This window comes from Actinoplanes sp. NPDC048796, assembly GCF_040650035.1.
In the GTDB taxonomy this organism is placed as follows: Bacteria; Actinomycetota; Actinomycetes; order Mycobacteriales; family Micromonosporaceae; genus Actinoplanes.
Map to the genome: position 1 here is coordinate 1,219,201 of NZ_JBEZGO010000001.1, position 24,778 is coordinate 1,243,978.

The 24,778-nt window shown below is 72.8% G+C and carries 20 protein-coding genes; 5 read left to right on the forward strand and 15 right to left on the reverse strand.

Features of this window, described 5'->3' with window-relative positions:
* Positions 1-18: 18 nt before the first annotated feature.
* From AB0C26_RS05790 to ftsY, 6 genes are all read right to left on the reverse strand, one after another.
* Positions 19-2,439: a glycosyltransferase family A protein gene (locus tag AB0C26_RS05790; RefSeq protein ID WP_360242076.1), complete on the reverse strand. Its 2,421-nt coding sequence runs from the start codon at positions 2,437-2,439 to the stop codon at positions 19-21.
* 41 nt (positions 2,440-2,480) lie between these two features.
* The gene (locus AB0C26_RS05795) at positions 2,481-4,745 is read right to left on the reverse strand and encodes a [protein-PII] uridylyltransferase (protein WP_360242080.1); all 2,265 of its coding nucleotides are present in this window, start codon (positions 4,743-4,745) and stop codon (positions 2,481-2,483) included.
* A 14-nt stretch (positions 4,746-4,759) separates the two neighbouring features.
* Positions 4,760-5,098, reverse strand: coding sequence for a P-II family nitrogen regulator (locus AB0C26_RS05800; protein ID WP_097318397.1), 339 nt, complete (start codon positions 5,096-5,098; stop codon positions 4,760-4,762).
* Between the two features lie 35 nt (positions 5,099-5,133).
* Positions 5,134-6,504, reverse strand: coding sequence for an ammonium transporter (locus AB0C26_RS05805; RefSeq protein WP_360242083.1), 1,371 nt, complete (start codon positions 6,502-6,504; stop codon positions 5,134-5,136).
* A 190-nt stretch (positions 6,505-6,694) separates the two neighbouring features.
* The gene (locus AB0C26_RS05810) at positions 6,695-7,492 is read right to left on the reverse strand and encodes an aminoglycoside phosphotransferase family protein (protein ID WP_360242086.1); all 798 of its coding nucleotides are present in this window, start codon (positions 7,490-7,492) and stop codon (positions 6,695-6,697) included.
* Between the two features lie 37 nt (positions 7,493-7,529).
* Positions 7,530-8,717 carry a signal recognition particle-docking protein FtsY gene (gene ftsY, locus AB0C26_RS05815; protein WP_360242089.1) on the reverse strand — a complete coding sequence of 396 codons (1,188 nt, stop codon included), beginning with the start codon at positions 8,715-8,717 and terminating at the stop codon, positions 7,530-7,532.
* A 119-nt stretch (positions 8,718-8,836) separates the two neighbouring features.
* Here ftsY and AB0C26_RS05820 point away from each other — a divergent pair, with 119 nt between their 5' ends.
* Together AB0C26_RS05820 and AB0C26_RS05825 are read left to right on the forward strand one after the other, a co-directional pair.
* Positions 8,837-10,507 carry an alkaline phosphatase D family protein gene (locus AB0C26_RS05820; protein WP_360242092.1) on the forward strand — a complete coding sequence of 557 codons (1,671 nt, stop codon included), beginning with the start codon at positions 8,837-8,839 and terminating at the stop codon, positions 10,505-10,507.
* The gene (locus AB0C26_RS05825) at positions 10,504-11,019 is read left to right on the forward strand and encodes a DinB family protein (protein WP_360242095.1); all 516 of its coding nucleotides are present in this window, start codon (positions 10,504-10,506) and stop codon (positions 11,017-11,019) included. The genes AB0C26_RS05820 and AB0C26_RS05825 overlap by 4 nt, the downstream gene beginning before the upstream one ends.
* Positions 11,020-11,023: 4 nt before the next feature.
* Here AB0C26_RS05825 and AB0C26_RS05830 read toward each other — a convergent pair whose 3' ends face one another.
* From AB0C26_RS05830 to AB0C26_RS05840, 3 genes are all read right to left on the reverse strand, one after another.
* The gene (locus AB0C26_RS05830; protein ID WP_360242098.1) at positions 11,024-11,629 is read right to left on the reverse strand and encodes an HAD-IA family hydrolase; all 606 of its coding nucleotides are present in this window, start codon (positions 11,627-11,629) and stop codon (positions 11,024-11,026) included.
* A gap of 2 nt (positions 11,630-11,631) precedes the next feature.
* Complete coding sequence (gene smc, locus AB0C26_RS05835; protein WP_360242101.1) at positions 11,632-15,213, reverse strand: chromosome segregation protein SMC; 3,582 nt, start codon at positions 15,211-15,213, stop codon at positions 11,632-11,634.
* 198 nt (positions 15,214-15,411) lie between these two features.
* On the reverse strand, positions 15,412-15,606 hold the full coding sequence (locus tag AB0C26_RS05840) for a hypothetical protein (protein ID WP_097318386.1): 195 nt from the start codon (positions 15,604-15,606) through the stop codon (positions 15,412-15,414).
* Positions 15,607-16,079: 473 nt separating this feature from the next.
* Here AB0C26_RS05840 and AB0C26_RS05845 point away from each other — a divergent pair, with 473 nt between their 5' ends.
* The 3 genes from AB0C26_RS05845 (at position 16,080) to AB0C26_RS05855 (ending at position 20,260) form a co-directional block, all read left to right on the forward strand.
* Positions 16,080-17,786 carry a DUF3492 domain-containing protein gene (locus AB0C26_RS05845; protein WP_360242104.1) on the forward strand — a complete coding sequence of 569 codons (1,707 nt, stop codon included), beginning with the start codon at positions 16,080-16,082 and terminating at the stop codon, positions 17,784-17,786.
* A gap of 617 nt (positions 17,787-18,403) precedes the next feature.
* Entirely contained in the window at positions 18,404-19,585 is a 1,182-nt protein-coding gene (locus AB0C26_RS05850; protein WP_360242107.1) for a hypothetical protein, read from the forward strand.
* 105 nt (positions 19,586-19,690) lie between these two features.
* Positions 19,691-20,260, forward strand: a complete 570-nt coding sequence (locus AB0C26_RS05855; protein WP_360242110.1) for a spherulation-specific family 4 protein — start codon at positions 19,691-19,693, stop codon at positions 20,258-20,260.
* On the opposite strand, the gene mutM is transcribed toward AB0C26_RS05855, so the two are convergent.
* Genes mutM through AB0C26_RS05885 form a run of 6 tightly spaced genes read right to left on the reverse strand, consistent with a single transcriptional unit; the run spans position 20,214 to position 24,763 of the window.
* Positions 20,214-21,068 carry a bifunctional DNA-formamidopyrimidine glycosylase/DNA-(apurinic or apyrimidinic site) lyase gene (mutM, locus tag AB0C26_RS05860; protein ID WP_360242113.1) on the reverse strand — a complete coding sequence of 285 codons (855 nt, stop codon included), beginning with the start codon at positions 21,066-21,068 and terminating at the stop codon, positions 20,214-20,216. The two genes, AB0C26_RS05855 and mutM, sit on opposite strands and share 47 nt — an antisense overlap.
* 11 nt (positions 21,069-21,079) lie before the next feature.
* Positions 21,080-22,237 (reverse strand): hypothetical protein, encoded by a 1,158-nt coding sequence (locus tag AB0C26_RS05865; protein WP_360242116.1) that lies wholly within the window; start codon positions 22,235-22,237, stop codon positions 21,080-21,082.
* Positions 22,234-22,995, reverse strand: a complete 762-nt coding sequence (gene rnc, locus AB0C26_RS05870; protein ID WP_360242119.1) for a ribonuclease III — start codon at positions 22,993-22,995, stop codon at positions 22,234-22,236. Before rnc ends, AB0C26_RS05865 begins: the two co-directional genes overlap by 4 nt.
* A gap of 2 nt (positions 22,996-22,997) precedes the next feature.
* The gene (locus AB0C26_RS05875) at positions 22,998-23,987 is read right to left on the reverse strand and encodes a phosphate acyltransferase PlsX (RefSeq protein ID WP_360243571.1); all 990 of its coding nucleotides are present in this window, start codon (positions 23,985-23,987) and stop codon (positions 22,998-23,000) included.
* 35 nt (positions 23,988-24,022) lie between these two features.
* Entirely contained in the window at positions 24,023-24,196 is a 174-nt protein-coding gene (gene rpmF / locus AB0C26_RS05880; RefSeq protein WP_097318372.1) for a 50S ribosomal protein L32, read from the reverse strand.
* 3 nt (positions 24,197-24,199) lie between these two features.
* A complete protein-coding gene (locus tag AB0C26_RS05885; RefSeq protein ID WP_360242123.1) occupies positions 24,200-24,763 on the reverse strand; it encodes a DUF177 domain-containing protein in 564 nt (187 codons plus the stop codon).
* Positions 24,764-24,778: the final 15 nt, after the last annotated feature.

The window sequence follows — 24,778 nt, forward strand, 5'->3', positions numbered from 1 at the left end:
CGGGCATCGGCCGCGCCGTTACGCGACCGGCAGGGGCAGCGACTGCCGGACCCAGTCGACGAACGCCACCGGATCGCCGATCCGGGCGGCGGCCGCGCGGGCCCGCCGGCTCTGCTCGGCGAACAGGGCCGGATCGGCCCGGTAGCGCGCGATCAGCGGCTCGGCCTCGGACCGGGCGCAGTACACGGCCGCGTCGCCGTAGAGCGGCGCGTAGCGCTCGGGCATGACCACGACGCAGCCGGTCTGCGCCGCCTCGAGCGCGGGCCGCGAGTACCACTCGGCCGCCTCCCGGGGCGGGAAATGCAGGTAGAAGTCGAGCTGATGCAGGAACGGGCGCGGTCCCAGATCGGCCGGTTGGTAACCGAGCCAGGTCGGCGCGAGTTCGACCGCGGACTCCCCCGCGGGCCGGTCGGGCAGCCGGACCCGCACGTCGGCGGTGGACAGCTGGGCGAAGACGGCCAGGCTCTCGGCGGCGGCCTCGGGCCGGCAGGCGGCGTCGCACAGGTCGGTGCCCACGATCGCCGGTCCGGGCGCGGCCGTGGTCCGGTCGGCCACCCAGCCCGCCGCGGCGAGAGCGACAGGCAGATTCACCGGCGCGGTTTCCGTACGCAGTAAGGCCCGCACCCCGTCGTCCTGCGGAACCCAGACCGGATCCGGCCCGAACAGGCGCCGGACCGCGGCCGTGCACATCGCCGGGTCGTACCGCCGATCCGTCCCGTCGGATCGAGCCGGTGCCCGATCGGCCACCACCACCGCCCGCGCGGCGCTGATCCCGCTGGAGAGCCCGCCGGTGAATTGGAGGACGGCGGCCTGCCGCACGATCACCAGGGCCGTCTCGGCGCTCTCCTCCCACGCCAGCCAGTCGACCACGCCGTCGTTGACCAGGTCCTGGACTCCGGCGCAGGCCGGCATCCGGCGCTGGTAGACCGCGCGCATCGAGTCGAACTGGAGGAGGCCGACCCGCACCCCGGCGGCGGTGAGGGCCCGGATCTCGTCCAGGGCGGTGCGCTGCGTGCTCTCCAGGAAACGCCAGTCGGCCATCATCACCACGTCGTAGCGGCGGTCGCGGACCGTGCCGACAAGGTGGTCCGGCGCCGGGAACGGGCGGTCGGCGCCGTCGGCCGGGCGGAAGGCGCTGGCCCGGCGGGTCGCGATGAGCTGGTGGTGGCGCTGATAGGCGGACATGTAGGCGGTCCGGGCCGGGTGCATCCACTGTGCACGGATCTCGGAGCGCGACAGCGAGCCGGCCGACAACCGGATCAGGGCCAGCGGCTTGGCGTCGACGTGCCGGACCCGCCCGGCCCCGAACGCGGCCCGGATGCGGCCGATGTACTCGGAGTCGGCCGCCTTGCGGAGGCGGTCGAAGTAGCCGACCGTCCGCAGCACAGTGCCGCGCCGGATGAGCAGCGAGGAGGGGTTGAACCGGCCGCTGCGCACGCCGGGCCGGGTGCACAGCAGCTGGTCGGTGACCGACAGCCCGTCCGAGGTGGTGGCGACCAGCCGCCGGTCGTCGATCAGCGGCCGCGCCTGGAGTTCGAGGCGGCGCGGGTGTGACCAGTCGTCGGAGTCCTGGAAGGTGGCGAACTCGCCGCCGGCGGCGTCCAGCCCGGCGTTGCGCGCCGCGTACGTGCCGGCGTTGACCGGCATCTTGAGCAGCCGCACCCGGTCGCCGAGCGCCACCGCCTCGGCCAGCACGGCGTCGAACTCCGGCGGCGACGCGTCGTCGACCAGGATCACCTCGGTGTTGGCCCAGCTCTGGGCCAGGATCGAGCGGACCGCGGTGATCAGGCCCTGGTCCGGGCGGTACGCGGTGACCACCACCGAGATCCGATGGGGCCCCTCGACCTTGCCGGCGTCGGCCGGGACGAGCCTGTCGAACGGCGTGGTCCCGTCCCCGAGGGTGAACGCCGGCAGGGGCAGCAGCGAACCGAACGCGGTGTGCCACGGCTCGGCCGCCCGGTCGGCCACGAACGGGTTGAGCAAATCGGCCACCAGGCTCTTACGGGCCGGCTCGCCGATCTTCCGGTAGCGCCGCAGCAGCTTCCGCGCCCGCTCCGGCCCCTCGTGGGCGAGCGCGAGCTGAACGTGCAGCAGCTGGTGGGCCGGTGACAGCGCCCGCGCCCCGAGCGCCCGCCGGGCCAGCTCGAAGACGGCCAGGGCGTCCTCCGCCCCGGAGTCGAGGACCAGGCTCTGCGCGATCGCGGAGACCAGCGGGGAATCGATTTTGCGGCGCCGCCGGCGCAGCCAGCGCCGGTCGCCCCGCCGCGCGGCCTCGACGAGCTCGTCCAGGGTGCCGTGCGGGCCGAGCGCGGCCCGGGTGAGCAGCACCCGCGCGTCCAGGGAACGGTTGCGGACGGCCGTGGCGGTCAGCGCCAGGCGCAGTCGGGGACCGATCGCCCGCACATGATCATCGAGCAGGTCTGATGGGTGGTGCTGCATGCGGGGACCAACGGCCTCGGGCCGACGCCGGTGACGGCCCCTCAGACGGCCGCGAGCACCGCCGCGCCGACCCGCTCCCGCTCGGCCTCGTCGGCCCACGACCCGACCAGGTAGAACGCGTCCACCACATCGCCGCCCAGGGTGGAGATGCGGGCCGCGCGTACGTCCGCGCCCGCCTCGTCGAGCGCGGTCGCCACCCGGAAGAGCAGGCCGGCCGAGTCGGCCGCCCGCAGCTCGAGGATCGCCGCGTCGGTGGCCGCGCCGCGCTGCCACACCACCCGCGGTGAGGCCGTGCCGCCGCGCGCGCTCATCGCCCGGGCCCGCACCCGCTGGGTCACCGAGACGTCCCCGGCCGCCACCCGGCGCAGGTCGGCCGCGAGCGCCACCGGATCGTACGGGCTGCCGTAGCGCGGCTGGGTGAAGAACTCCACGATCGCCCGGTGGTCCACTGTCACACTGTTCGCGCCCACCACGTCCAGCCGGTGCATGGCCAGGCACGCCGCCACCTGGCCGAGCAGGCCCCGGCGGTCGGCCGCGGCCACCGCCACCCGGTCGCCGTCCAGGTGCACCGCCGGCAGGGCGCCCTCCAGCAGCTCGGGGTCGGGCGCCGGCGGCTCGGGCAGCTCGCCGGTGTCGAGCCGGGTACGCACCCGGCTCACCAGCTCGGCCATCAGCCGGCCCTTCCAGTCCGACCAGGCGGCCGGGCCGGTGGCCCGCGAGTCGGCCCGGGCCAGCGCGTGCAGCAGGTCCAGGGTGCCCGCGTCGCCGACCGTCTCGGCCACCGACGAGATGGTCTTGGGGTCGCTCAGGTCGCGCCGGGTGGCCACGTCGGGCAGCAGCAGGTGCAGCCGGACCAGCTTGGAGATGGTGGCCACGTCGGCCGGGGGCAGGCCGATCCGGGCCGCGATCTCGGCCGCGATCGGCGCGCCGACGACGCTGTGGTCGCCGGGCAGGCCCTTGCCCACGTCGTGCAGGAAGGCGCCGATCAGCAGCAGGTCGGGCCGCTCGACCTCGCGGGCGTAGGCGGTCGCCTCGTACGCCGCCTGCACCAGGTGCCGGTCGAGCGTGTACCGGTGGATCGGGTGGTGCTGGGGCAGGCTGCGCAGGCGAGCCCACTCGGGCAGCCAGGCGTCCGTCAGCCCGTACCGGTCGCAGGTCTCCCAGGTGGGCAGCAGGCCGGGCCCGGAGCCGAGCAGCGAGACCAGGGCGGCCCGGGCCTGCGGCGGCCACGGGTTCGGCAGCGGCGGGCAGAACGCGGCCAGCCATTCGCTGGTGGCGCGGGCGATCGGCAGCCCCACGGTGGCGGCCGCGGCGGCCACCCGCAGGGAGAGGCTGGGGTCGGGCACCGGCCCGATGGCGGTGCGGGCGAGCACCAGTTCGCCGTCCTGCTCGACGACGTCGCGGGCGACCGGGCGGCGGGCCGGCACCCCGCCGGGCAGGCCCCGCCGGCGGCCGCGCATCCGGTCGGCCGCGCGCCAGGCGTCGTCGAGGGCGTGCGCGATGGTACGGGCGTCGCCCGCGACCCGGCGCAGCAGCGCGTCGCCGTCGTCGAGGTCGAGCAGTTCGGCCACGGCGGCCCGCTCCTGGGCGACCAGCCGGTCGACCCGGCGGCCCACGGCCAGGTGCAGGGCGTCGCGGGTGTCCAGCACCCGCAGGTTGGCCGCGCGCACGGCCGGGCGCATGGTGTCGGCCACGCCGGCCCGGCCGATGGCGCGCAGGATGGTCACGTCGCGCAGCCCGCCGGCTGCCTCCTTGAGGTCGCCCTCGAGCAGGAAGGCGAGCTCGCCGTGGCTCGCCCAGCGGGCGGTGGTCAGCTCCTTGAGCTGGGGCAGCAGCCGCACCGCGGTGCGCCGCCACTGGTCCGAGGCGGCCGCGACCAGCTCGGCGCTCAGGGCCGCGTCGCCGGCGATGTGCCGGGCGTCGAGCAGGCCGAGGGAGACCTTGACGTCGTCGTGCGCGACCGACAGCGCCTCCGGCAGCGTGCGCACGGAGTGGTCGAGGCCGAGCCGGGCGTCCCAGATCGGGTACCAGAGGGAGGCGGCGATCCGGTCGATGCCGGCCGCGCCGTTGTGCAGCAGCACGAGGTCGAGGTCGCTGTAGGGCGCGCAGTCGCGCCGGCCCAGCCCGCCCACGGCGACGAGGCTCACGCCGGGCAGGTGGGCGGGGAACATGCCGGTCAGCCAAGCGCCGAGCGCCGCGGCCCGTTCGTCACGGGCGGCGGCGCCGATGTGCTCGCGCAGCTTGGCCTGCGAGCCGCCGGCGGGCACCGAGGGTGGCGCCGGCGGCTCGCTGGTCATGCGTGTCATCTGATTCGTGATTCTCAGAGCGCGTCGAGGCCGCGCTCGCCGGTGCGGACCCGGATCACCTCGTCGACCGAGGTCACCCAGACCTTCCCGTCACCGATCTTGCCGGTCTTGGCGGCGGTCACGATGGCGTCGACGATCTTGTCCACGTCGATCTCGTCGGTCACCACCTCGACCTTGATCTTCGGCAGGAACTCCACCGTGTACTCGGCGCCCCGGTACACCTCGGTGTGGCCCTTCTGCCGTCCGTAGCCCTGTACCTCGCTCACGGTCAGGCCGGTCACCCCCAGAGCGTGCAGGGCCTCCTTCACCGCGTCGAGCTGGTACGGCTTGATGACCGCGGTCACCAGCTTCATGCTCAGTCCCTCTCTCGGAGCAGTCATGGTCTTATCTAACCGGCGACCTTCTGGCTGACGTCGGCCTTGCCGTCAGCGTCGACACCCGAACCCGGCTTGAGGCCGGCCATGGCGAACGCGCCGCCACCGCCGGAGCCCGCGGCGGGCGTGAGGTCGTACCCGGTCTCGCCGTGGTCCGCGATGTCGATGCCGCCGACCTCGGCCTCCTCGCTGACCCGGCCGAGCTTGACGGCCTTGAGGATCAGCGCGAGCACCAGGGCGATCACGAACGAGTAGACCGTGACGGCCGCGCTACCGACGAACTGCCGGCCGAGCTGGGTGAAGCCGCCGCCGTAGAACAGGCCCTCGCTGGCGCCGAGACCCTCGGTGATGGCGCCGTTGACCTGGGTGGTGGCGAAGAAACCGATGGCCAGCGAGCCGATCCAGCCGCCGACGAAGTGGACGCCGACCACGTCGAGCGAGTCGTCGTAGCCCAGCTTGTACTTCAGGCCGACGGCCAGGGCGCAGACCGCACCGGCGATGATGCCGATCAGGGCGGCCGGCAGCGGGGCCACGAAACCACAGGCCGGGGTGATGGCGACCAGACCGGCGACCGCGCCGGACGAGGCGCCGACCAGCGTCGGCTTACCGTCGCGCAGCCACTCCACGATGATCCAGCCGAGCAGCGCGGCGGCCGTGGCGACCTGCGTGTTGACGAAGGCGACACCGGTGGTGCTGTCGACGGTCAGCTCGGAGCCGGCGTTGAAGCCGAACCAGCCGAACCACAGCAGGCCGGCGCCGAGGGCGACGAACGGGACGTTGTGCGGGCGCATGTTCTCGCGGGGCCAGCCGATGCGCTTGCCGAGCACGATCGCGACCGCCAGGGCCGCCGCACCGGCGTTGATGTGCACCGCCGTACCACCGGCGAAGTCGAGCGCCTTGAGGTTGGCACCGATCCAGCCGCCGCCCCACACCCAGTGGGCGACCGGGACGTAGACGATGGTGAACCAGCCGATGGCGAACAGGACCCAGCCGCCGAACTTGAAGCGGTCGGAGAGCGCGCCGCTGATCAGGGCGACGGTGATGATGGCGAACATCATCTGGAACGCCATGAAGACGTAGACCGGGATGCCGGTCTCCAGCCAGATGTCGCCGGCCCAGCTGGTGCCGGTGCCGAAGTACTGGGTGAAGCTGCCGATGAACTTGTTCAGGCCCTCACCGTCGTTGGCGCCGAACGCGAGGGTGAAGCCGTAGAGCACCCAGAGCACGGAGACGATCCCGATGCTCGAGAAGCTCATCATCATCATGTTCAGGGCGCCCTTGGACCGGTTGAGGCCACCGTAGAACAGCGCCAGGCCGGGGGTCATGAGCAAAACGAGCGCAGACGACAGGAGCAACCAGGCGGTGTTGCCGGTATCGATCTCCACGCTGCCTCCTCTCGGAATGAAGGTGTCCTCGTACACGACCCTCAGAGCAGCGTCGCCCATCGGCCGGTTGATGACGGGAGCCTTCCGTTCCGCTGTTTCACGCACGGTCTACACGCGATTTCCGGCGCGTCACGGGTTGTTTCGTACGTGTGAAGAAACTCTCACAGCCCGTAAGGGAGGATTGCCCGAATCAGCGAAGAGCGTATTCGAGCGTGTGGCGCTCGTAGTCGAGCAATCGAAGATCACGCATGGGTCGCCGCAGGTGGCCCTTGTGCACGATGCGGACGAAGGCCGGATCACCGGCGGCCGCCATCCGCCGGATGCCCTCGACATGGTCGACGATCCTCTTGCGGATCGTACGGACGAGCCGGTGCCGGTCGCGCGGGATGAGGCCGTAGGCGTCGGCGAACAGGCGCAGGCGGCGCGGCCGGTTCGGCCTCTTCCAGCCCAGGGTGTACGAGTCCCGGTCGCTGAACAGGGGCACCCAGGTCCAGGCCGCGTAGGCCACGTCGTAGATGCGCGCGCCCGGCGAGGCCAGGTCGAAGTCGATCAGGGCGAGGGTGCCGTCGGGCCGCCAGACCACGTTGTGCGGCGCGGCGTCGTGGTGGCAGATCACCTCGGTGTCCGGCGGCGGCGGACCGAACGAGCGCCAGACCGCGTTGGGCGGCGGCACGAAGCCGTACTGCGCGTCGTGGAACATGCGCAGCATGGTCGCGACGGTGACCAGGGCCTCCTCGGTCACCCAGTGCGGCGCCAGCGGGTACTCGCCGCACTCGCCGTCGAGGTATTCCAGGACCTCGCGGCCCTTCTCGTCCATGCCCAGGGCCTGCGGCGAGCCGGTGAAGCCGACTCGCTCGAGGTGGTTGAGGAGCCCGTGCACGGCCGGGGTCCACGGGCCGGCGTTGCGCCGCACGGTGTCGCCGACGCGCGAGACCGTGCTGACGTTGCCGCCGTGGAGCGGAATCTCCCGCACCGGCTCCTGCGTCACCAACACCCTCCCCGCCCCGCGTACATCTCCCCTGAGACTACGCGGCGCCACCAAGCAGCGCTTCGACGAAAGCGGCCGGCTCGAAGGGCGCCAGGTCGTCCGGACCCTCGCCCAGACCCACCAACTTGACCGGAATGCCCAGCTTGCGCTGCACGGCGATGACGATTCCGCCCTTCGCGGTGCCGTCCAGCTTGGTCAACACCACACCGGTAACGTCCACCACTTCAGTGAAGACCCGCGCCTGCTCGAGTCCGTTCTGTCCGGTTGTCGCGTCCAGGATCAGCAGCGTCTCGTCGACCGCGCCGTGCTTCTCGACGACCCGCTTGACCTTGCCCAGCTCGTCCATGAGGCCGACCTTGTTCTGCAGGCGGCCGGCGGTGTCGATCACCACGGTGTCGACGCCGACCTCGATGCCCCGCTTGACCGCGTCGAACGCCACGCTCGCCGGGTCGGCGCCCTCGGGCCCGCGCACGGTCTCGGCGCCCACCCGCTCGCCCCAGGTGGACAGCTGCTCGGCGGCGGCCGCGCGGAAGGTGTCGGCCGCGCCGAACAGCACGCTGCGCCCGTCCGCGATCAGCACCCGGCCGATCTTTCCGCAGGTGGTGGTCTTGCCGGCGCCGTTCACGCCGACCACCATCATGATGCCGGGACGGCCGTCGTGCGGCGCCGTCTTGAGGGTGCGGTCCATGTCGGGCTCGAGCGCGGCGGTCAGCTCCTCGGCCAGCTGCTGGCGCACCTCGGCCGCCGTGCGGGTGCCGAGCACCCGGACCCGCTCGCGCAGCCGCTCGACGATGACCTGGGTGGCCTCGACGCCGACGTCGGCGGTGATCAGGGTGTCCTCGATCTCCTCCCAGGCGTCCTCGTCGAGGTGATCGCGGGAGAGCACGCTGAGCAGGCCCCGGCCGAACATGTTCTGCGAGCGGGAGAGGCGGGCCCGCAGCCGCACCAGGCGGCCGGCCGTCGGCTCCGGCTTCTCGATCTCCGGCGTGACCTCGACCGGCTCCTCGGCGACCGGCGGCTCCGCCACGATCAGCGGAGGCAGCTCCTCGTCGCGGACCGGGGGCACCACCACCGGCGGCGCCTGCTCGTCGACGGTGGGCTTCTCCAGCGTCGTGGTCCCGCCCTGCGGGGGCAGCTCCCGGCGGCGCATGCGCGGCACCACCAGGCCGACCGCTCCGGCGATCAGGACGACGAGCAGGATTACTGCGGCGACCACGTATTCCATGCGGAAATCCTGACAGATGCGCCGTCCGTCCGTGGCGTCGCCCGGGCAGTGGCGGCCCGTGGCCCTCGTGCAGGAAGATGGGACGCCCCCACCCCTGACCGCTAAAGGACCCCCACCCGGTGACTGCTCACCTGCTCATCGGCCCGCTGCTGCGCCGGGTCGTCGGAGACCGCGCCACCGTCTGGGTCGAGACGACCGAACCGGCCTACGTGCGCGTCGAGGCCGACGGCGGCGGCGCCGGCTCGGCGCCGACCTTCACGGCGTACGGGCATCACTACGCGCTCGTGGTCGTCGAGGGCCTGCGGCGGGGTGCCGCCAGCGCGTACACCGTGCTCCTGGACGATCGTGTGGTCTGGCCCTCGGCCGAGTCGACCTATCCGCCGCCGGTCATCCGGACCCGCCCCGAGGACGACGGCGCCGCGCCGGTCCGGATGATCTTCGGATCCTGCCGCGAGGCCACCCCGCACGCGACCGGCCGCCGTCTGCCGCCGGACGCCCTGGACGCGTACGCCCGGCGGCTCATGAAAGACCCGCAGAACCCGGAACTCCGGCCCGACCTGGTCGTCCTGCTCGGCGACCAGGTGTACGCCGACAAGACGTCGGCCAAGGTCAAGCGCTTCCTCCGGCGCCGCCGCGCGGCCGGTCACGACGGCCCGTCCGACCAGGTCGTCACCTTCGACGAGTACACGAAGCTCTACCTGGAGTCGTGGCGCGACCCCGAGATCCGCTGGCTGCTGGCCACCGTGCCGACCGTCATGATCTTCGACGACCACGAGCTGATCGACGACTGGAACACCTCGGCCTCGTGGCGCGCCGACATGGCCGAACAGTCGTGGTGGACCGAGCGCATCACCGGCGGCCTGGCCTCGTACTGGGTCTATCAGCACCTGGGCAACATGAGCCCCGACGAGCTCGCCGCCGACCAGCTCTTCCAGAAGATCACCACGGTCGACGACGCCACCGACCTGCTGCACGAGTTCGGCCGCTCCCTCGACACGGGCGAGCAGCCGTACCAGTGGAGCTACGCCCTCGACATCGGCCGCACCCGCCTGGTCATGCTCGACAACCGCTGCAGCCGCGTGCTCACCCCCGGCCGCCGCGAGATGCTGCCGCCCCGGGAGTGGAACTGGTTCATCGACCAGGCCCACGGCTCGTACGACCACCTGGTCGTCGGCTCGTCCCTGCCCTGGCTGATGCCACCGGCGATCCACCATCTGGAGGCGTGGAACGAGCGTACGGCCGACTCGTCCTCGCCCCGGGTGAGCGCCGCCGCCGAGAAGCTGCGCCGCGCCGTCGACCTGGAGCACTGGGCCGCCTTCAGCCGCTCCTTCACCGCGCTGGGCGAGCTGTTCCGCCGCCTCGGCGAGGGCGGCACCGGCGCGCCCGGTCACCGGGTGGGGGCCGGCGGCGCGTACGCGGCTCCCGCCTCGATCAGCGTCCTGTCCGGCGACGTACACCACTCGTACGTGGCCGAGGCCGACTTCGGCTCCGCCACGACCACTCCGGTCATGCAGTTGACCTGCTCGCCGGTGCACAACCAGGTGCCGGCCGTGATGCGCCCGCTGATGCGCTTCGCCTGGTCCCGGGCCGCCGCCAAGGGCGTCCGCGGCCTGGCCCGCTCGGCCGGCGTCGACAAGCCGGCCTGGCGCTGGAAGCGGCTCGCCGGCCCCTACTTCGGCAACGCCATCAGCACCCTGCGCCTGGACGGCCCGAAAGCGACCGTGCGCGTCGAGGGCACCGAAAAAGACGGCACTCTGTTCGAGGTAGCTGAGGTGACGTACCCGAAATGACCTGGACCGCCCCATCCGTCGACCGCACCGGCGAGCCGCATACCGGCCCCGAACGCGCCATGCTCCAGGGCTGGCTCGACTGGCACCGAGGCACCCTGCTCGCCAAGTGCTCAGGCTTGACCGCCGACCAGCTCCGGCTGGCGTCGGCCGCCCCCTCCAACCTGACCCTGCTGGGCCTGGTCCGTCATATGAGCTACGTCGAACGCGTCTGGTTCCGCGACCGCGTGGCCAAGGACCCGACAGCAGTTCCGCTGTACGTCTCCGACGCCCACCCCGACGCCGATTTCGAGGACATCGCCACCGCCGACGCCGAGCAGGCCTTCGCGATCTTCGCCGAGGAGTGCGCCGCCGCCGACCGGGCGGTGGCCGCCTTCGACCTCGACCAGGAGTTCCCGATGGCCAAGGGCCGCCGCTCCCTGCGCTGGGTCTACCTCCACATGATCGAGGAGTACGCCCGCCACAACGGCCACGCCGACCTGATCCGCGAGCGCATCGACGGCGCCACCGGGTGACCGGTCAGAGGTCGAGGGCCTTGCGCAGGTAGTCGACGTGCTGGGGGCCGGTCCAGCGGTAGGCGGAGAGGCCGGCCGCCCGGGCGCCCCGGACCACGCGGTCGTCGTCGTCGACGAACAGGACGTGTTTGGGCTGTTCGCCGATCAGCTGGCAGGCGCGCTCGAAGTACTCGGGGGCCGGCTTGTGGACCTTGAGCTCCCAGGAACTGACGACCACGTCGACCTCGTCGGCCAGGGCCAGCGCCTCCAGGTCGGCCCGCAGGCGGTCGGTGGCGTTGGTGGCCAGGCCGACCTTGCGGCCGGCGGCGCGGACCGACCGGATGAAGGCCAGGGCGTCGGGGTCGGGCTCGCCCCGGTACGTCTGCCACTCGGCGACCGCCTCGGCCGCGTTGTCGATGGGCAGGCGCTCGGCGACCAGCTTCATCCACTCGGCGTCGGTGATCTCACCGGCCATCGCCGGGCGGTAGATGTCCCACGCCATCGAGGTCTCGAGCAGGGCGGCCGGTTTGAGGCCGTACTTGACCTCGACCGCGATCATCGGGGCCGGGTCCCAGCGGCGCAGCACGCCGTCGAAGTCGATCAGCAGTGCCCGTGCGTGGTCGCGCGCCATGGTCAGTCCTCCGGTTCGCGGTTGAGGCGCTGGCTGATCACCTGGGTGACGCCGGAGCGCATCGTGACGCCGTAGAGGGCGTCCGCGACCTCCATCGTGCGTTTCTGGTGCGTGATGATGAGCAGCTGGCTCTTCTCCCGCAACTGTTGGAAGAGGGTAATCAACCGGCCCAGGTTGACGTCGTCCAGGGCCGCCTCGACCTCGTCCATGATGTAGAAGGGCGAGGGGCGGGCCCGGAAGATCGCGCAGAGCATGGCCACCGCGGTGAGCGAGCGCTCACCACCGGAGAGCAGGGACAACCGCTTGATCTTCTTGCCGGGCGGGCGGGCCTCGACCTCGACGCCGGTGGTCAGCATGTCCTCCGGGTCGGTGAGGACCAGCCGGCCCTCACCACCGGGGAAGAGAACCTGGAACACGGTCTGGAACTCGCGGGCCGTGTCCTCGAAGGCCGACGTGAAGACCTCGAGGATCCGGTCGTCGACGTCCTTGACCACGGTGAGCAGGTCCTTGCGGGTGGCCTTGAGGTCTTCGAGCTGGTCGGAGAGGAACTTGAAACGCTCCTCGAGCGCCGCGAACTCCTCCAGCGCGAGCGGGTTGACCTTGCCGAGAAGGGCCAGGTCACGCTCGGCCTTGTTCGACCTCTTCTCCTGGGTCGGCCGGTGGAAAGGCACGGGTTCCGGTACGGGTTTGCCGTCCTTCTCGGCCTGGGCCACCTCGGCCTGGGTGGGCGGCACCAGCTGCTCCGGGCCGTACTCGGTGATCAGCGTGTCGACGTCGAGCGAGAAGTCCTCGGCCGCCTTGGCCTCGAGCTGCTCGATGCGCATGCGCTGCTCGGCCCGGGCCACCTCGTCGCGGTGGACCTCGTTGGTCAGCCGCTCCAGCTCGGCCACCAGGCGCTTGGCGCTCGCCCGTACCTCCTGAAGCTCGGCCTCCCGGGCCGTGCGGGCCTGGGCCAGCTCGTCGCGCACCTCGATCGCCGCCGCCAGCGAGACCGAGACGCGGGCCAGCGCGGCCGCCGCGCCCAGGGCGACCGCCCGGGCGATCTCCGCACCCCGGGCCCGGGCCGCGCGGCGGGCGGCCGCTCGCTCGCGGGCCTGCCGTTCCGCGTTGGCCTGGCGCAGCAGGGAGTCGGCCCGGCCGGCGATGGAGGCGACCCGCTCCTCGGCGGTGCGGACGGCCAGGCGTACCTCCATCTCGTTCTGCCGTGACTGCGGCACCAGCGCGGCCAGCCGGTCCCGCTCGTCGGTGGAGGGTTCCTCGTCGATCGGGGTGGCCTCGGCCAGCCGCAGGCGCTCCTCGAGCTCGGCGACCCGGATCAGGTCGGCCTCGCGGGCCGACTCGGCTTTCTGCCGGGAGGCGCCGAGGCGCTCCGACTCGGCCTTGGCCGACCGGGCGGCGGCGCCGAGCTCGGCCAGCCGGCGGGCGGCCGCGTTGCGCTCACCCTCGGCCGCGCGCTTGGCCTGCGCGGCGACGTTCACCGCTTCCTTGTGCCGGGCCACCTCGGCCCGGGCCTCGGCGAGCTGCGACTTGAGGGCGCCGATCGACGCCTCGGCCTCGGCCCGGCGGGCCTTCGCCTCGTCGACGGCGGCCTGGACCTCGATGTAACTGGAGGCTTTACCGGAGCCTCCGGCGGCGGCGTACGCGCCGAGCACGTCCCCGTCCGGCGTGACCGCCCGCAGCTCCGCGTTCCCGGCGATCAGCGCGGCCGCGGCCGGAAGATCATTGACGAGTACGACGTCACGCAGCGCCCGATTCAGCGCCGGGCGCACCGTCTCGGGGCAGTCGACGACGTCGGGCGCCCAGATCGCGCCGTCCGGCAGCGCCGGCCGCAGCGCGTCCAGCGTCCCCCGCATGCCCGGACCGGCCGGCGAGGCGACCACGAGGGCGGCCCGCCCGGCGTCGGCGATCTTGAGGGTACGCATCGCCTCGACGGCCTCGTCCACTCCGGAGAGCGCCACCGAGTCGGCGAGCGAGCCCAGCGCGGCGGCGAGCGCCGCCTCGTGTCCGGGCCGGACCGTGAGCATCGAGGCCAGGCTGCCGAGCAGGCCCGGCACCTCGGTCCCCTTGGCCAGCAGCGCGCCGGCCCCGTCCTTGCGCTGCAGGCCGAGGGCGAGCGCTTCCTCGCGGGCCTTCCAGCTGGCGGCGTCCTTCTCGGCGGCCCGCTCGGCGTCGGACAGCTCCCTGACCACCGCGGCCGCGCGGTCCTGCTCGGCCACCGCCTCGGCGTGCCGCGCGTCCAGCTCCACGTTGTCACGGTCGGCCTCGGACGACTCGGCGGCGACCAGGTCGACCTCGGCCTGGGCGGCCTCGGCCCGCATCATGGCGTCGGTGTGCGCCGCCGCGAGCCGCTCGATCTCGTCGCTCGCGCCCTCGGTGCGGGCACGGGCCGCGTTCACGTTGCCGACCAGCTTGGCCAGGCCCTCGCGGCGGTCGGCGATCGCCTTGGCCGCGGAGCGCAGGGCGCCCTCGGCCGCGGCCAGCTGGCGTTCGAGATCCTGCCGCTGCTCGATCGCCTCGGCCAGGCGCATCTGGTCGTCGGTGAGCGCCTCGCGCAGCTCCTCCTCCTGCTCGCGCACCCGCTCCGACTCGGCGACGAGCTGGTCGGGGTCGCGGCCGGGCCGCTCCTCGTCGGGCGTGGCGGCGAGGTGACGCAGCCGCTCGGTGGCCAGCTGCTCGGTCGAGCGGAAACGCTCCTGGAGGGCGGACAGCTTGTACCAGGTGTCCTGGGCGGCCTGCAGCAGCGGCGCGTCCTCGGCGTGCGCCAGCTCGAGGTCGGCCAGCAGGCGCTGGATCTCGCGGTTCTCGGCCTCGACCTGCTGGCGGCGGTCGCGCATGGCCGACTCGTCGGCGATCTCCTTGTCGAGGGTGGTCCGCAGGGTGTGCAGGTCGTCGGCGAGCAGCCGGAGCCGGGCGTCGCGCAGGTCGGCCTGGATGCCGGCGGCCCGCCGGGCCACCTCGGCCTGCTTGCCCAGCGGCTTGAGCTGGCGGCGCAGCTCGGCCGTGAGGTCGGTCAGCCGGTTGAGGTTGACCTGCATCGCGTCGAGCTTGCGGATCGCCTTCTCTTTGCGCTTGCGGTGCTTGAGGACACCCGCCGCCTCCTCGATGAAGGAGCGGCGGTCCTCGGGCTTGGCGTGCAGCATCGCGTCGAGCCGGCCCTGGCCGACGATGATGTGCATCTCACGGCCGATACCGGAGTCGCTGAGCAGCTCCTGGATGTCGAGCAGCCGGCAGGCGTTGCCGTTGATCTCGTACTCGCTGGCGCCGTCCCGAAACATCCGGCGGGTGATCGAGACCTCGGTGTACTCGATCGGCAGCGCGCCGTCGTTGTTGTCGATCGTCAGCGTCACCTCGGCCCGGCCCAGCGGCGCCCGGCCGGAGGTGCCGGCGAAGATGACGTCCTCCATCTTGCCGCCGCGCAGCGCCTTGGCGCCCTGCTCGCCGAGCACCCAGGCGATGGCGTCGACGACGTTCGACTTGCCGGAGCCGTTGGGGCCCACCACACAGGTGATGCCCGGCTCCAGCCGCAGCGTCGTAGCGGAGGCGAAGGACTTGAAGCCCTTGACCGTGAGGCTCTTGAGGTGCACGGATTTCCCGGGGGTCAGCGGTACTTACGTTTGGTGCAGGCTACCCGCAGCGTGCGCCGGTGGCCGTACCCGCAACACCCCGCGCCGCGGAAATCGGGCAAAAAGATGCGCGCCGCCACATAGTGGAGGCGCGCCGTTTGTGAGGGGGTGCGTCGAGGGGGACAGCGGCGGCCGCCGGGTCACGACGGCCGGTGGGGCTCAGGTCAGCGCGGGCTCGGTCAGCCGTGCGAAATCGTCTGCCTCCGCGGCTGCCGCCGCGAGACGATCATTTTCCGCCCGCAGGCGGGTGACCTCGAACTCCAGGGACTGAACCCGGGAACGCAGTCGGGTGACCTCGTCGAGCAGGCGCCGATCGGGCGCCGCACCTACGTGGCCGAAGAGGGCCTTCGCCATGGTGACTCCTTGAGAAGCTCTGCTTCTTCTTGTGGAAAGCGTTGCCGGAGAGGCCGGCGCTACGCGCGCCCAGTGCACCGCGCATCTATGCTCAAGGGCACGCATGAGCACAGAGCTATGCACCGTCAGATGTGGTTCTTAAGGTGCAGATCTCTCATACCAAGCTGGAACCGGGCATGAGTGGGCGCGACTGGCGACTTCTCCATAGTCCGCCGATACCCAACTTCCGTCAAGCCGAGCGACCTGCCACTAGCGCCGAGCGAGAGTGAATCATGCCACCTTGACGGCTTCACCTGGGCTTATGCCGCCCCACGACTGTTATGTGGACGCTCGCAAAGATCCAAAACGGTCCGGCAAACGCGAATCCGGACAATAGCTGTCATAATGGTAGGCAAATCGGATGAAAACCGTCCAATTGTGTCGCCTACCCGACACGCTCCCGCGCCCGGCGGCGGTCCGTCGTTGCCCCCATCGTGAATCCGACCCCGTCGCGAGAGCGAGTCTGCCTGCTCACCGGCGGCGGGTACCCGTACCGGCGGGACGCGCTCAGCGGTTGGTGCCGCACCCTCGTCGAGGGGCTGCGCCGGTTCCGCTTCGAACTGCTCACCGTCACGGACCGCGAGCCGCCGTCCGCACCCGCGTACCCGCTGCCCTTCAACGTCCGCTCGGCCCGCGCCGTCGCCGTCGGCCGCGACTCGGCCCGCCCGGAACGCCGCCGAGGCGACTCCGACGACCGCGTCCGCGCCGCCGCGTCCCTGCTCAGCCGGGGCCTGCTCGGCGCCGGCATATCTCCCCTCGACGCCGGCTCATCTCCCCGCGAGGCCGGTTCCGGTGCCCGCGAGGCCGGTTCCGGTGCCCGCGAGATCGGTTCCGGTGCCCGCGAGATCGGTTCCGGTGCCCGCGAGATCGGCTTCTCCGCCCATGACGCCGGCTTCTCCCCTCGTGACGCGGGCTTCTCCGCTCGCCAGGCCGGGGACCGCCGGGATGATCGGGAGCGCGAGGGGGTGCCCGCTGACCTCGTCTTCTCCGAAGGGCTTCGGCAGATCGCCGAGCTGGCGGCGGAGCGGCCGGCCATCCTGGGCGCGCTCCCACTGGCCGACGCGCTGGCCGAGGCGTGGCGGTCCGAGGGACGGCTGAGCATGCGCGACGCCCGCACGGCGGCCACGCTGCTGCGGCACGCGCTCGGCGCGCTCACCGTGGGAATGCCCGAAGCCGACCTGGTGCACTGCGTGGGCGGCACGACACCGCTGCTCACCGCGCTCGCCGGGCGCTGGCGCACCGGCACGCCGCTGCTGCTCACCGAGGCCCGCACGCCGGTCGCCCGGCACAAACCGCACGAGGAACGACTCTCCCTGCCCGTCCGCACGGTGCTCCGGCGCTTCCGCAGCGCCGTGGCCCGGACCGGATACGCCGAGGCCGGGCTGATCGCCCCGCTCAGCGCCTACCACCACGGCTGGGCGCTGCGGCACGGCGCCGAGGCGGCCAAACTCGTCCAGGTCCCGGCCGGGGTCGACCCGTCCGAATATCCGGGCGCGGCCGAACTCGACACCGAGCCCGCCGTGGTGTGGGCCGGCAGCGGCGGCCCGGACAGCGGGCTGTCCCCGCTGCTGGCCGCGTTCGAGCAGGTCGTGGCGGCGGTCCCGGGCACCGTTCTGCACCTGGTCGGCGTGACCGCCGCCCACGAGGACCACTGCGCCGAGCAGATCGAACGGATGCGGCTGGGCCGGTCCGTACGGCTGCACCCGCTCCCCGCCGACCCGCGTGATCGTTACACCGCCGGGCACGTGGTGGCCCACGTACCCGGCCCCGCCGACCCGCCGTACCGCCTGATCGAGGCGATGATGTCGGGCCGCGCCGTGGTCGGCGTCGACGTGGGCCCGGCCGCCGAGACGCTGGGCGACGCGGGCGTGCTGGTCCAGCCGGACGACCCGGCCGAACTGGCGATCGCCGTCACCGACCTGCTCCGGTCACCGTCGCGCCGCCGCCAGCTCGGCGACGCGGCCCGCCGGCGCGCCCTCACCCACTTCACCAACGACCGGGTGGTCCGGGTGTACGGCGCCCTCTACACCGACCTGGCGGCGCCCCCACCGGCCGCCGCCTTCGAACTGGCGCTGGCCGTCCCGGCCCCCCGGTCGGAACCGCCGGTCACACTCCGCTGGCTAGTCCGGGAGGACAGATGACTACCACCCCGCGCGTCCGGGAGGACGTCACCCCCGCGCGCTCCCGCCTCCAGACCCCCCGCAAGAAGCGGCACCGCGTCCCCGCACCCCCACGCCACGCGATCAGCCTGCTGCCCGACGCGGCCGAGCCCACACCCACCACCGACCCGCGCCCAGGTCCCGAGCCGACCACCGCTCCCCGATCACACCGCGAGCAAGCAGCCGAGCCGCCATCCCACCGCGAGCAAACAGCCGACCCGCTGTCGCACCACGACCGAGCAGCCGACCCGCTGTCGCACCGCGACCGAACAGCCGACCCGCTGTCGCACCGCGACCGAACAGCCGAGCCGCCATCGCACCGCGAGCTGGGCACCGTGCCCGCACCGCACCGCGAGCCGGCCGCCGAGCCGAGACCGGGGCACGATTCGACCGCCGCCCAGCTCAAATTGCGGCGCGCCGCAGCCGGCGAGCCCGGATCGCGGCGTCCGGCGGCAGCCGAGCCGCGTTCATGGCGCACGGCGACGGCCGAACCGAGGTCGCGGCGCGCGGCGGCGACGGCTGAGCGGAGGTCGCGGCGTGCGGCGGTGGCCGAGCCGAGGTCGCGGCGTGCGGCGGCGGCTGAGCCGAGATCGCGGAGCGTGGGGGCGGCTGAGCCAGGGGCGCGGCGGGCGCCGGGGCGGCGTACCTATCTGCGGTCGGCTCTGCTGCGTTGTGCTCTCTATCTGGGGCCGCTCAGTGTCGCGGTGGCCGCGGCCGAACCGCTCGGACGGGTCGCCTGGCCGGTGCCGGTTGCCGTGCTGCTGCTCGGCTGGGCGGCCGCGCAGGCGCTGACCAGCACCGGTGCCGCGGTCGCCCGGCATGCCGGGCCGTCGGCGGCGGCTCGGCAGGTGGGCTATGGCTTCGCCGCGGTCGCCGGTCTGTGGTGCGCGCTGGTCTGGGTCGCCCCCGACGTTCTGGTCGGACCGGAACGCGGCCTGGCCCTGGTGATCGGCCTCGGCGGTCTGGCCAGCCTGGCCACGGTGACCGCCGCCCTGGTCACCCGGTCGGAGGCCGCGCTCGTCGGGTGGAGCCTGCCCTGTTGGCTGCTGGCCGGGGCGACCCTGGCCGGGCTGGCCGGCGCCCCGGTCGCGGGCGAGCTGCCGATCGGTACGCTGCTGCCGGCCGCGATCGTGGTGGCCACCGTGCGCGCGTTCCGCCCGGTCGTCATTCCCGGGCTGCGGGGCCGGATGCCCCGGCCTACCCCGACCGAGCTGCGGCGGGGCGGCATGTTCGGGGCGATCGGCGGGTCTCAGGCGATTTGCGTAGGTTTGCTCTGGCAGGCCGCGCCCAGCTCGACAGTGCCGTTCTGGCTGCCGCTGCTGCTCGCCGTGCCCATCCTCGAGGCCCTGATCGGCTGGCACACCGACCAGGTGGACGCCGGTCTGGACACCGCGCCCGACCAGGCCGCGTACCGCAAGCATGTCCGCGGCGTCACCCTGATCACGCTGGCCGGGCTGCTGCCGCCGCTGGCCGTGGGGGTGGCCCTGGCCGTCGGGGCCTACCAGCTTCCCGCCGAGTCCGGGGAGGAGGTGCTCGGCCTGGCCGGGGGCACCCTGCTCGGCGGCGTCTTCGCCGTCACGTTCCTGCTGGCCGCGCGCGGCCGTACCGGTCTCGCCACCACCCTGGCCGCAGCGCCCCCGGTGGTCCTCGCCGCCCTTCCGATCCTTCCGCTGCCCGCGGCCGGCGCCCTGCCCGACGCCGTCGCCGTGCTCGCCGCAACCCACCTGGCCGGCCTGCTCGTGGTCGCCATGACCGCCGCCGACGATCGGCGAACGCAGTAACGCCGTCCGCGCCAAGGACGCCGCGACCGCCCGCGAACAACAAGCGCTGTGACCGTCGCGCACGAACACCGCGCACCAAGCCGTGCCCCACGAACGGAGAACGCTGTGAAGACCCTGTTCCCCCCGTACGCGCACCCGTCGCCCGAGCTGCCGCTGGACGGTGACACCTGGATCGTCCGGGATCTGCCGGGTGAGCGCCGCACCCTGCACCAGTCGCTGGGCCGGATCGACCTCGACTGGGGCAGCCGCTCGCTCGCCGATGTGCTGGCCGACGTGGACGCCTGGCGTGCGGACGGCGCCGAGGGCCTTTTCCTCGACCGGGCCCCGGCCGGTTCCGGCGGGGTGGGCCCGGTCGCCCTGACCATCCGGCTGGCCGCCCGCCGCGGGCTGCACCGCGTCGTACTCAACCCGGGTGTGCCCACGCACCCGCTCTACCGGGATCTCGGCGTGCGGATCTGCACCTTCGAGGGCCCCTGGGAGGCCTATCAGAGCTGGGACGGCGACGGCGTCCGGCCGGGCGACGGGCACATCGTGCACGGCGTGCCGACCGCGCTGCTCACCGCCGCCCGGCGCCTGATGGGGCGCCGGGGTGCCGGGTTCGGGCTGGCCACCGACGCCAGCCCGTACATCAGTGCCGGATCGTTCGCGGGCGGGGCTGGCAGCGGGGGCAGCTGAACGACGAGCGGTTCATGAACTGCTCGCGGCGGATCGGGGTGCCGCAGCGGTGACACGGTTCGCCCTCCCGGCCGTACGCGTTGAGCGCCCGGTCGAAGTAGCCGCTCTCCCCGTTCACGTTGACGTAGAGCTCGTCGAAGCTGGTCCCGCCGGCCACGATCGCCTCGCCGAGGACATCTCTGACGTGCGCGAGCAGACGGCGTACGGCCGGCCTGGTCAGTTGATCTGTCGGCCGTGCGCCGTGCAGCTGGGCCCGCCACAGCGCCTCGTCGGCGTAGATGTTGCCCACGCCGGAGATCAGGGTCTGGTCGAGCAGCGCCCGCTTGATCTCGGTGTGCTTGCCGCGCAGGCGGGCGACGAACGCCTCGTCGTCGAAGAGCGGGTCCATCGGGTCGCGGGCGATGTGCGCGATCTCGTCGGGCAGTTCGGCGCCGCCCTCGGACAGCGACAGCCCGCCGAAGGTCCGCTGGTCGACGAAGCGCAGCTCGGGGCCGTCGTCGGTGAAGGTGAACCGGATGCGCAGGTGTTTCTCGTCCTCGGCGTCGGCCGGCTGCATCAGCAGCTGGCCGCTCATGCCGAGGTGGCCGATCAGCGCGTCACCGGAGTCGAGCGGGAACCACAGGTACTTGCCGCGCCGGGAGACGTCCACGATGGTCCGGCCGGTCAGCAGCGCGATGAAGTGCGCGTCGCCGGGCAGGTGCCGGCGGATCGCACGCGGGTGGTGCACCTCGACGGTTCTGATCGTCCGGCCGGTCACCCATTTGGCCAGGCCTTGCCGGACGGTCTCGACCTCGGGCAGCTCAGGCACTCGACGTCTCCTTACAACGTGTACGGCCACACGGCGACCAGGTAGGCGCCGTACCAGAGGCCGAACGCCGCCCACGCCGTGATCGACAGGATCGCCACCCGAGGGCGGGCCCGGGAGGCGGCGATCGCCGCGGGAAGCAGCGTCAACAGTACGGGGACGAGCAGCCGCGGCTTCGAGTGGTAGAAGCCGGCCTGCCCGTAGACGAGCACCATGGCGATCAATCCGTAAACGGCCAGCGGCGGCCAGGGCTTCCCGGCCAGCGCGACCCAGGCCGCGGCGACCGCGGCCAGCAGGATGAAGGCCACGCTGACCGGGACCCAGCCGTCGCCCGTACTCAAGGTCGTGGCCAGGAATCTGACCGTGCTGGCGCCGTAGTCGAACGCCGTGCCCCACCCGGCCGCCTGGATCCGGAACCAGGCCGCCGGATCGCCGACGCGCCAGCCGACCCAGGCCAGGAAGAGCGGCACCCCGGCCAGCGCGAGCGCGGCTGCCAGCAGGGGCTTCCAAGCCTGCTTGCGATCTTCCCGTACGGCGAGGAGGGCAGCGACCGCGAGGGCGACGGCGGCCGCCGCGCCGGTCGGCCGGCTCAACGCCGTCAACACTCCCAACAGCCCGGCCGCCCACCACACCCGGCGATGAGCGGCGACCAGCATGCCGGCGACCAGGGCCAAGAAGACCGCTTCGGAGTACGCCATGGAGAAGACGATCGACACGGGGGCCGTGCAGCAGATCGCGACCAGGGCCCAGCCGGCCCGCTTGTCGTAGAGCGACGTGCCGAGCAGGTGCAGCGCGACCGCCATGCCGACCGAGGCCACCCAGGTGACGATCAGGGCGGCGGTCGAGGCCGGGATGCCGACCGCGGCGACGGCCCTGATCAACAGCGGGTAGACCGGGAAGAAGGCCAGCTCGTTGCCCTGCAGGTGGCCGGCCGCGTCGTACGTGTAGCCGTGCGGGTAGCCGTTGACGGCCACCTTCAGGAACCAGCCGGCGTCCCAGACGAGCAGGCGATTCCGTACGCCGACGGGGTCGTCCGACGCGGCGTCGAGCCAGCCCAGGACGAGCAGCTGAGCGACCCGCGTCAGGGCGAAGACGCCGATCGCGGTCCCGACGCCCCGCCACGCGCCCGCGGCATCCCAGAGCCGCGGGCGCTGTTCGACCGCGACGCTCACTCCGTGTCTTTTTCGTCCGCTTTGTCGAGGAGGGCGCCGTCCGGCTCGGCGGTGCGCTCGGTGAGGATGCGCCAGGCGGCCGCGGCGGCCCGCTGCTCGGCCTGCTTCTTGCTGCGGCCCTCGGAACCGCCGTACCGCTCGCCGGCCACCACGACCCAGGCCGTGAAGGTCTTGGCATGGTCGGGACCGGAGTCCTCGATCAGATAGTCGGGCACGCCCAGACCGAGCGCGGCGGTCAGCTCCTGCAGGCTCGTCTTCCAGTCGAGGGCGGCGCCGCGGCTGGCCGACTCGACCATCAGCGGGTCGAAGAGCCGGTGGATCACCTCGCCCGCGACGTCCAAGCCGTGGTCGAGGTAGATCGCGCCGAGAAGCGCCTCGAGCGTGTCGGCCAGGATGCTCGCCTTGTCCCGGCCGCCGGTCGTCTCCTCGCCCTTGCCCAGCAGCAGGTGCTTGCCGAGCCCCTCGGGGCCGAGGCCGCGGGCCACGTCGGCCAGCGCGTGCATGTTGACCACGCTCGCCCGCAGCTTGGCCAGCTGCCCCTCGGGCAGGTCGGGGTGGTTGTGGAACAGCGCCGAGGTGATCACGACGCCGAGCACCGAGTCGCCGAGGAACTCCAGGCGCTCGTTCGTCGGCAGGCCACCGTTCTCGTAAGCGTAGGAACGGTGGGTGAGCGCGCGTTCGAGCAGGGCGGGCTCGATCGGGACGCCGAATGCCTCCTCCAGAGGCAGGGTCGGTGGCCGGCGGCGCTTATCACTCATCTTCAGACACCTCGTTGTGCGTCGATCATGTCGGCCATGGCCGCGACGGCGGCCCGGCGGTGCAGGTCGGCGGCGAACGCGATGCCCGCGGCGACGTCCGGCCCGGACGCGGCGCCGTGGCAGACCACCACGGTGCCGGCGACGCCGAGCAGGAGGGCGGCGCGCGGGGGCGGTGCGCCGGTGGCGGTGGACGGTGGGCCGAGTTCGGCGTACGCCGCCTCGAGCCCCTTGAGCAGGATGTTCCCGGTGAACCCGTCGGTCACGACGACGTCGGCGACGGTGCCGGTGACGACGTCGTTGCCCTCGACCAGCCCGGCGTACCGGGCGCCGCCCGGCAGGGCGAGGGCGGCCAGCGCGGGCGGCAGGGCACGGCGCAACCGGTCGCCCTTGCCCCGTTCGGTGCCGATGGTCAGCAGGCACACGGCGGGTGCGGCGACGTCGTGCACGACGTAGGCGTAGGCGGCGCCGAGCCGGGCGTGCGTGGCCATGGTCTCCTCGTCCGGGTCGACGGACGAACCCACGTCGAGCAGGACGAGACGACCGGCGCGGGTGGGGAGCACGGCGGCGAGCGGCGGGCGCCGTACGCCGGGCCATCGTCCCAGACCGAGCGCGGCCGAGGTCACGGTGGCGCCGGTGTTGCCGGCGGACACCACCGCGTCGGCCTCGCCCTGGGCGACGGCCAGCACGGCGGAGCGGACACCCGACTCGACCCAGCTCTCCACGCGCTCGCCGGGAGCTATGGGCATGCGAGTGACCCGGCCGTGCTCGGCCGGGTCGAGGGCGTCAAGAAACTCGTCGGCGGCCTCGGCCGGTCCGACGAGCAACAGGTGAAGGGCGGGATCGGCCTGGCAGGCACGCAGAGCGCCGTCAACCACGACGGCGGGAGCACTGTCCCCGCCGAGGAGGTCGACGGCGATCCGCGCGGTGCCCGGCTCCCCGGCAGCTAGCTGCGGGGAGACCGAAACACCGGGACGCCGTTGCGCAGGTGCGATCCGCCCGATGATCGGGCGCGTCACCTAGCGCTGTCTCAGACCTCGAGGACCTGACGACCGTTGTACGTGCCGCAGACCCCGCACGCGGTGTGCGGCAGGTGCGGCGACTTGCACTGGGGGCAGGCCACGGTCTGCACCGCGGTCGCCTTCCAGTTCGCCCGGCGGGACCGGGTGTTGCTGCGCGACATCTTGCGCTTGGGGACGGCCACGGCTTACTCCTCGGTATTCGATAGGTTACGCAAAGCGGCCCAGCGGGGATCGACTTCCTCGTGGCTGTGACCAGCCGGAAGGTCGTCGAAGTGCACCCCGCAGTCGGGGCACAGGCCTGGGCAGTCCTGTCGGCAGAGCGGGTTTGTCGGCAGGGTCAGCACCACCGCGTCCCGCAGAGCCGGCTCCAGGTCGATCAGGTCGCCCTGCATCCGGCCCACCTCGTCCTCGTCGGTCGTCTCCTCCGTGGTGCTGTCCTCGTAGGCGAACAGCTCCGCGATCTTGACATCGAAGGACTCGCTGATCTCGTTGAGGCACCGACCGCACTCGCCGACCAGCGAGCCGCGGGCGTTGCCGCTGACGTACACCCCCTCGGAGACCGACGTGAGCACGAGATCGAGCTCGACGTCCGACCCCTCGGGAACCGAGAGCAACTCCAGTCCGAGGTCCGCCGGGGCCGGGATCACCCGCTTGAGGGCACGCGTCGCACCAGGCTGGCGCGGAAGTTTCGTCGTGTCAGCGACGAGCGGCTGCCTGGGATCGAGGTGACTCTGTGGTGACTTGGGCATCGTTGTTCCTCAGCC

Excerpts from the sequence above, each read along its gene's own strand:
- AB0C26_RS05795 (WP_360242080.1), bottom strand. The coding sequence starts at position 4,745 with ATGACACGCATGACCAGCGAGCCGCCGGCGCCACCCTCGGTGCCCGCC.
- AB0C26_RS05790 (WP_360242076.1), bottom strand. The coding sequence starts at position 2,439 with ATGCAGCACCACCCATCAGACCTGCTCGATGATCATGTGCGGGCGATC.
- AB0C26_RS05800 (WP_097318397.1), bottom strand. The coding sequence starts at position 5,098 with ATGAAGCTGGTGACCGCGGTCATCAAGCCGTACCAGCTCGACGCGGTG.
- rnc (WP_360242119.1), bottom strand. The coding sequence starts at position 22,995 with ATGAGTGATAAGCGCCGCCGGCCACCGACCCTGCCTCTGGAGGAGGCA.
- AB0C26_RS05885 (WP_360242123.1), bottom strand. The coding sequence starts at position 24,763 with ATGCCCAAGTCACCACAGAGTCACCTCGATCCCAGGCAGCCGCTCGTC.
- AB0C26_RS05825 (WP_360242095.1), top strand. The coding sequence starts at position 10,504 with ATGACCTGGACCGCCCCATCCGTCGACCGCACCGGCGAGCCGCATACC.
- AB0C26_RS05840 (WP_097318386.1), bottom strand. The coding sequence starts at position 15,606 with ATGGCGAAGGCCCTCTTCGGCCACGTAGGTGCGGCGCCCGATCGGCGC.
- AB0C26_RS05830 (WP_360242098.1), bottom strand. The coding sequence starts at position 11,629 with ATGGCGCGCGACCACGCACGGGCACTGCTGATCGACTTCGACGGCGTG.
- ftsY (WP_360242089.1), bottom strand. The coding sequence starts at position 8,717 with ATGGAATACGTGGTCGCCGCAGTAATCCTGCTCGTCGTCCTGATCGCC.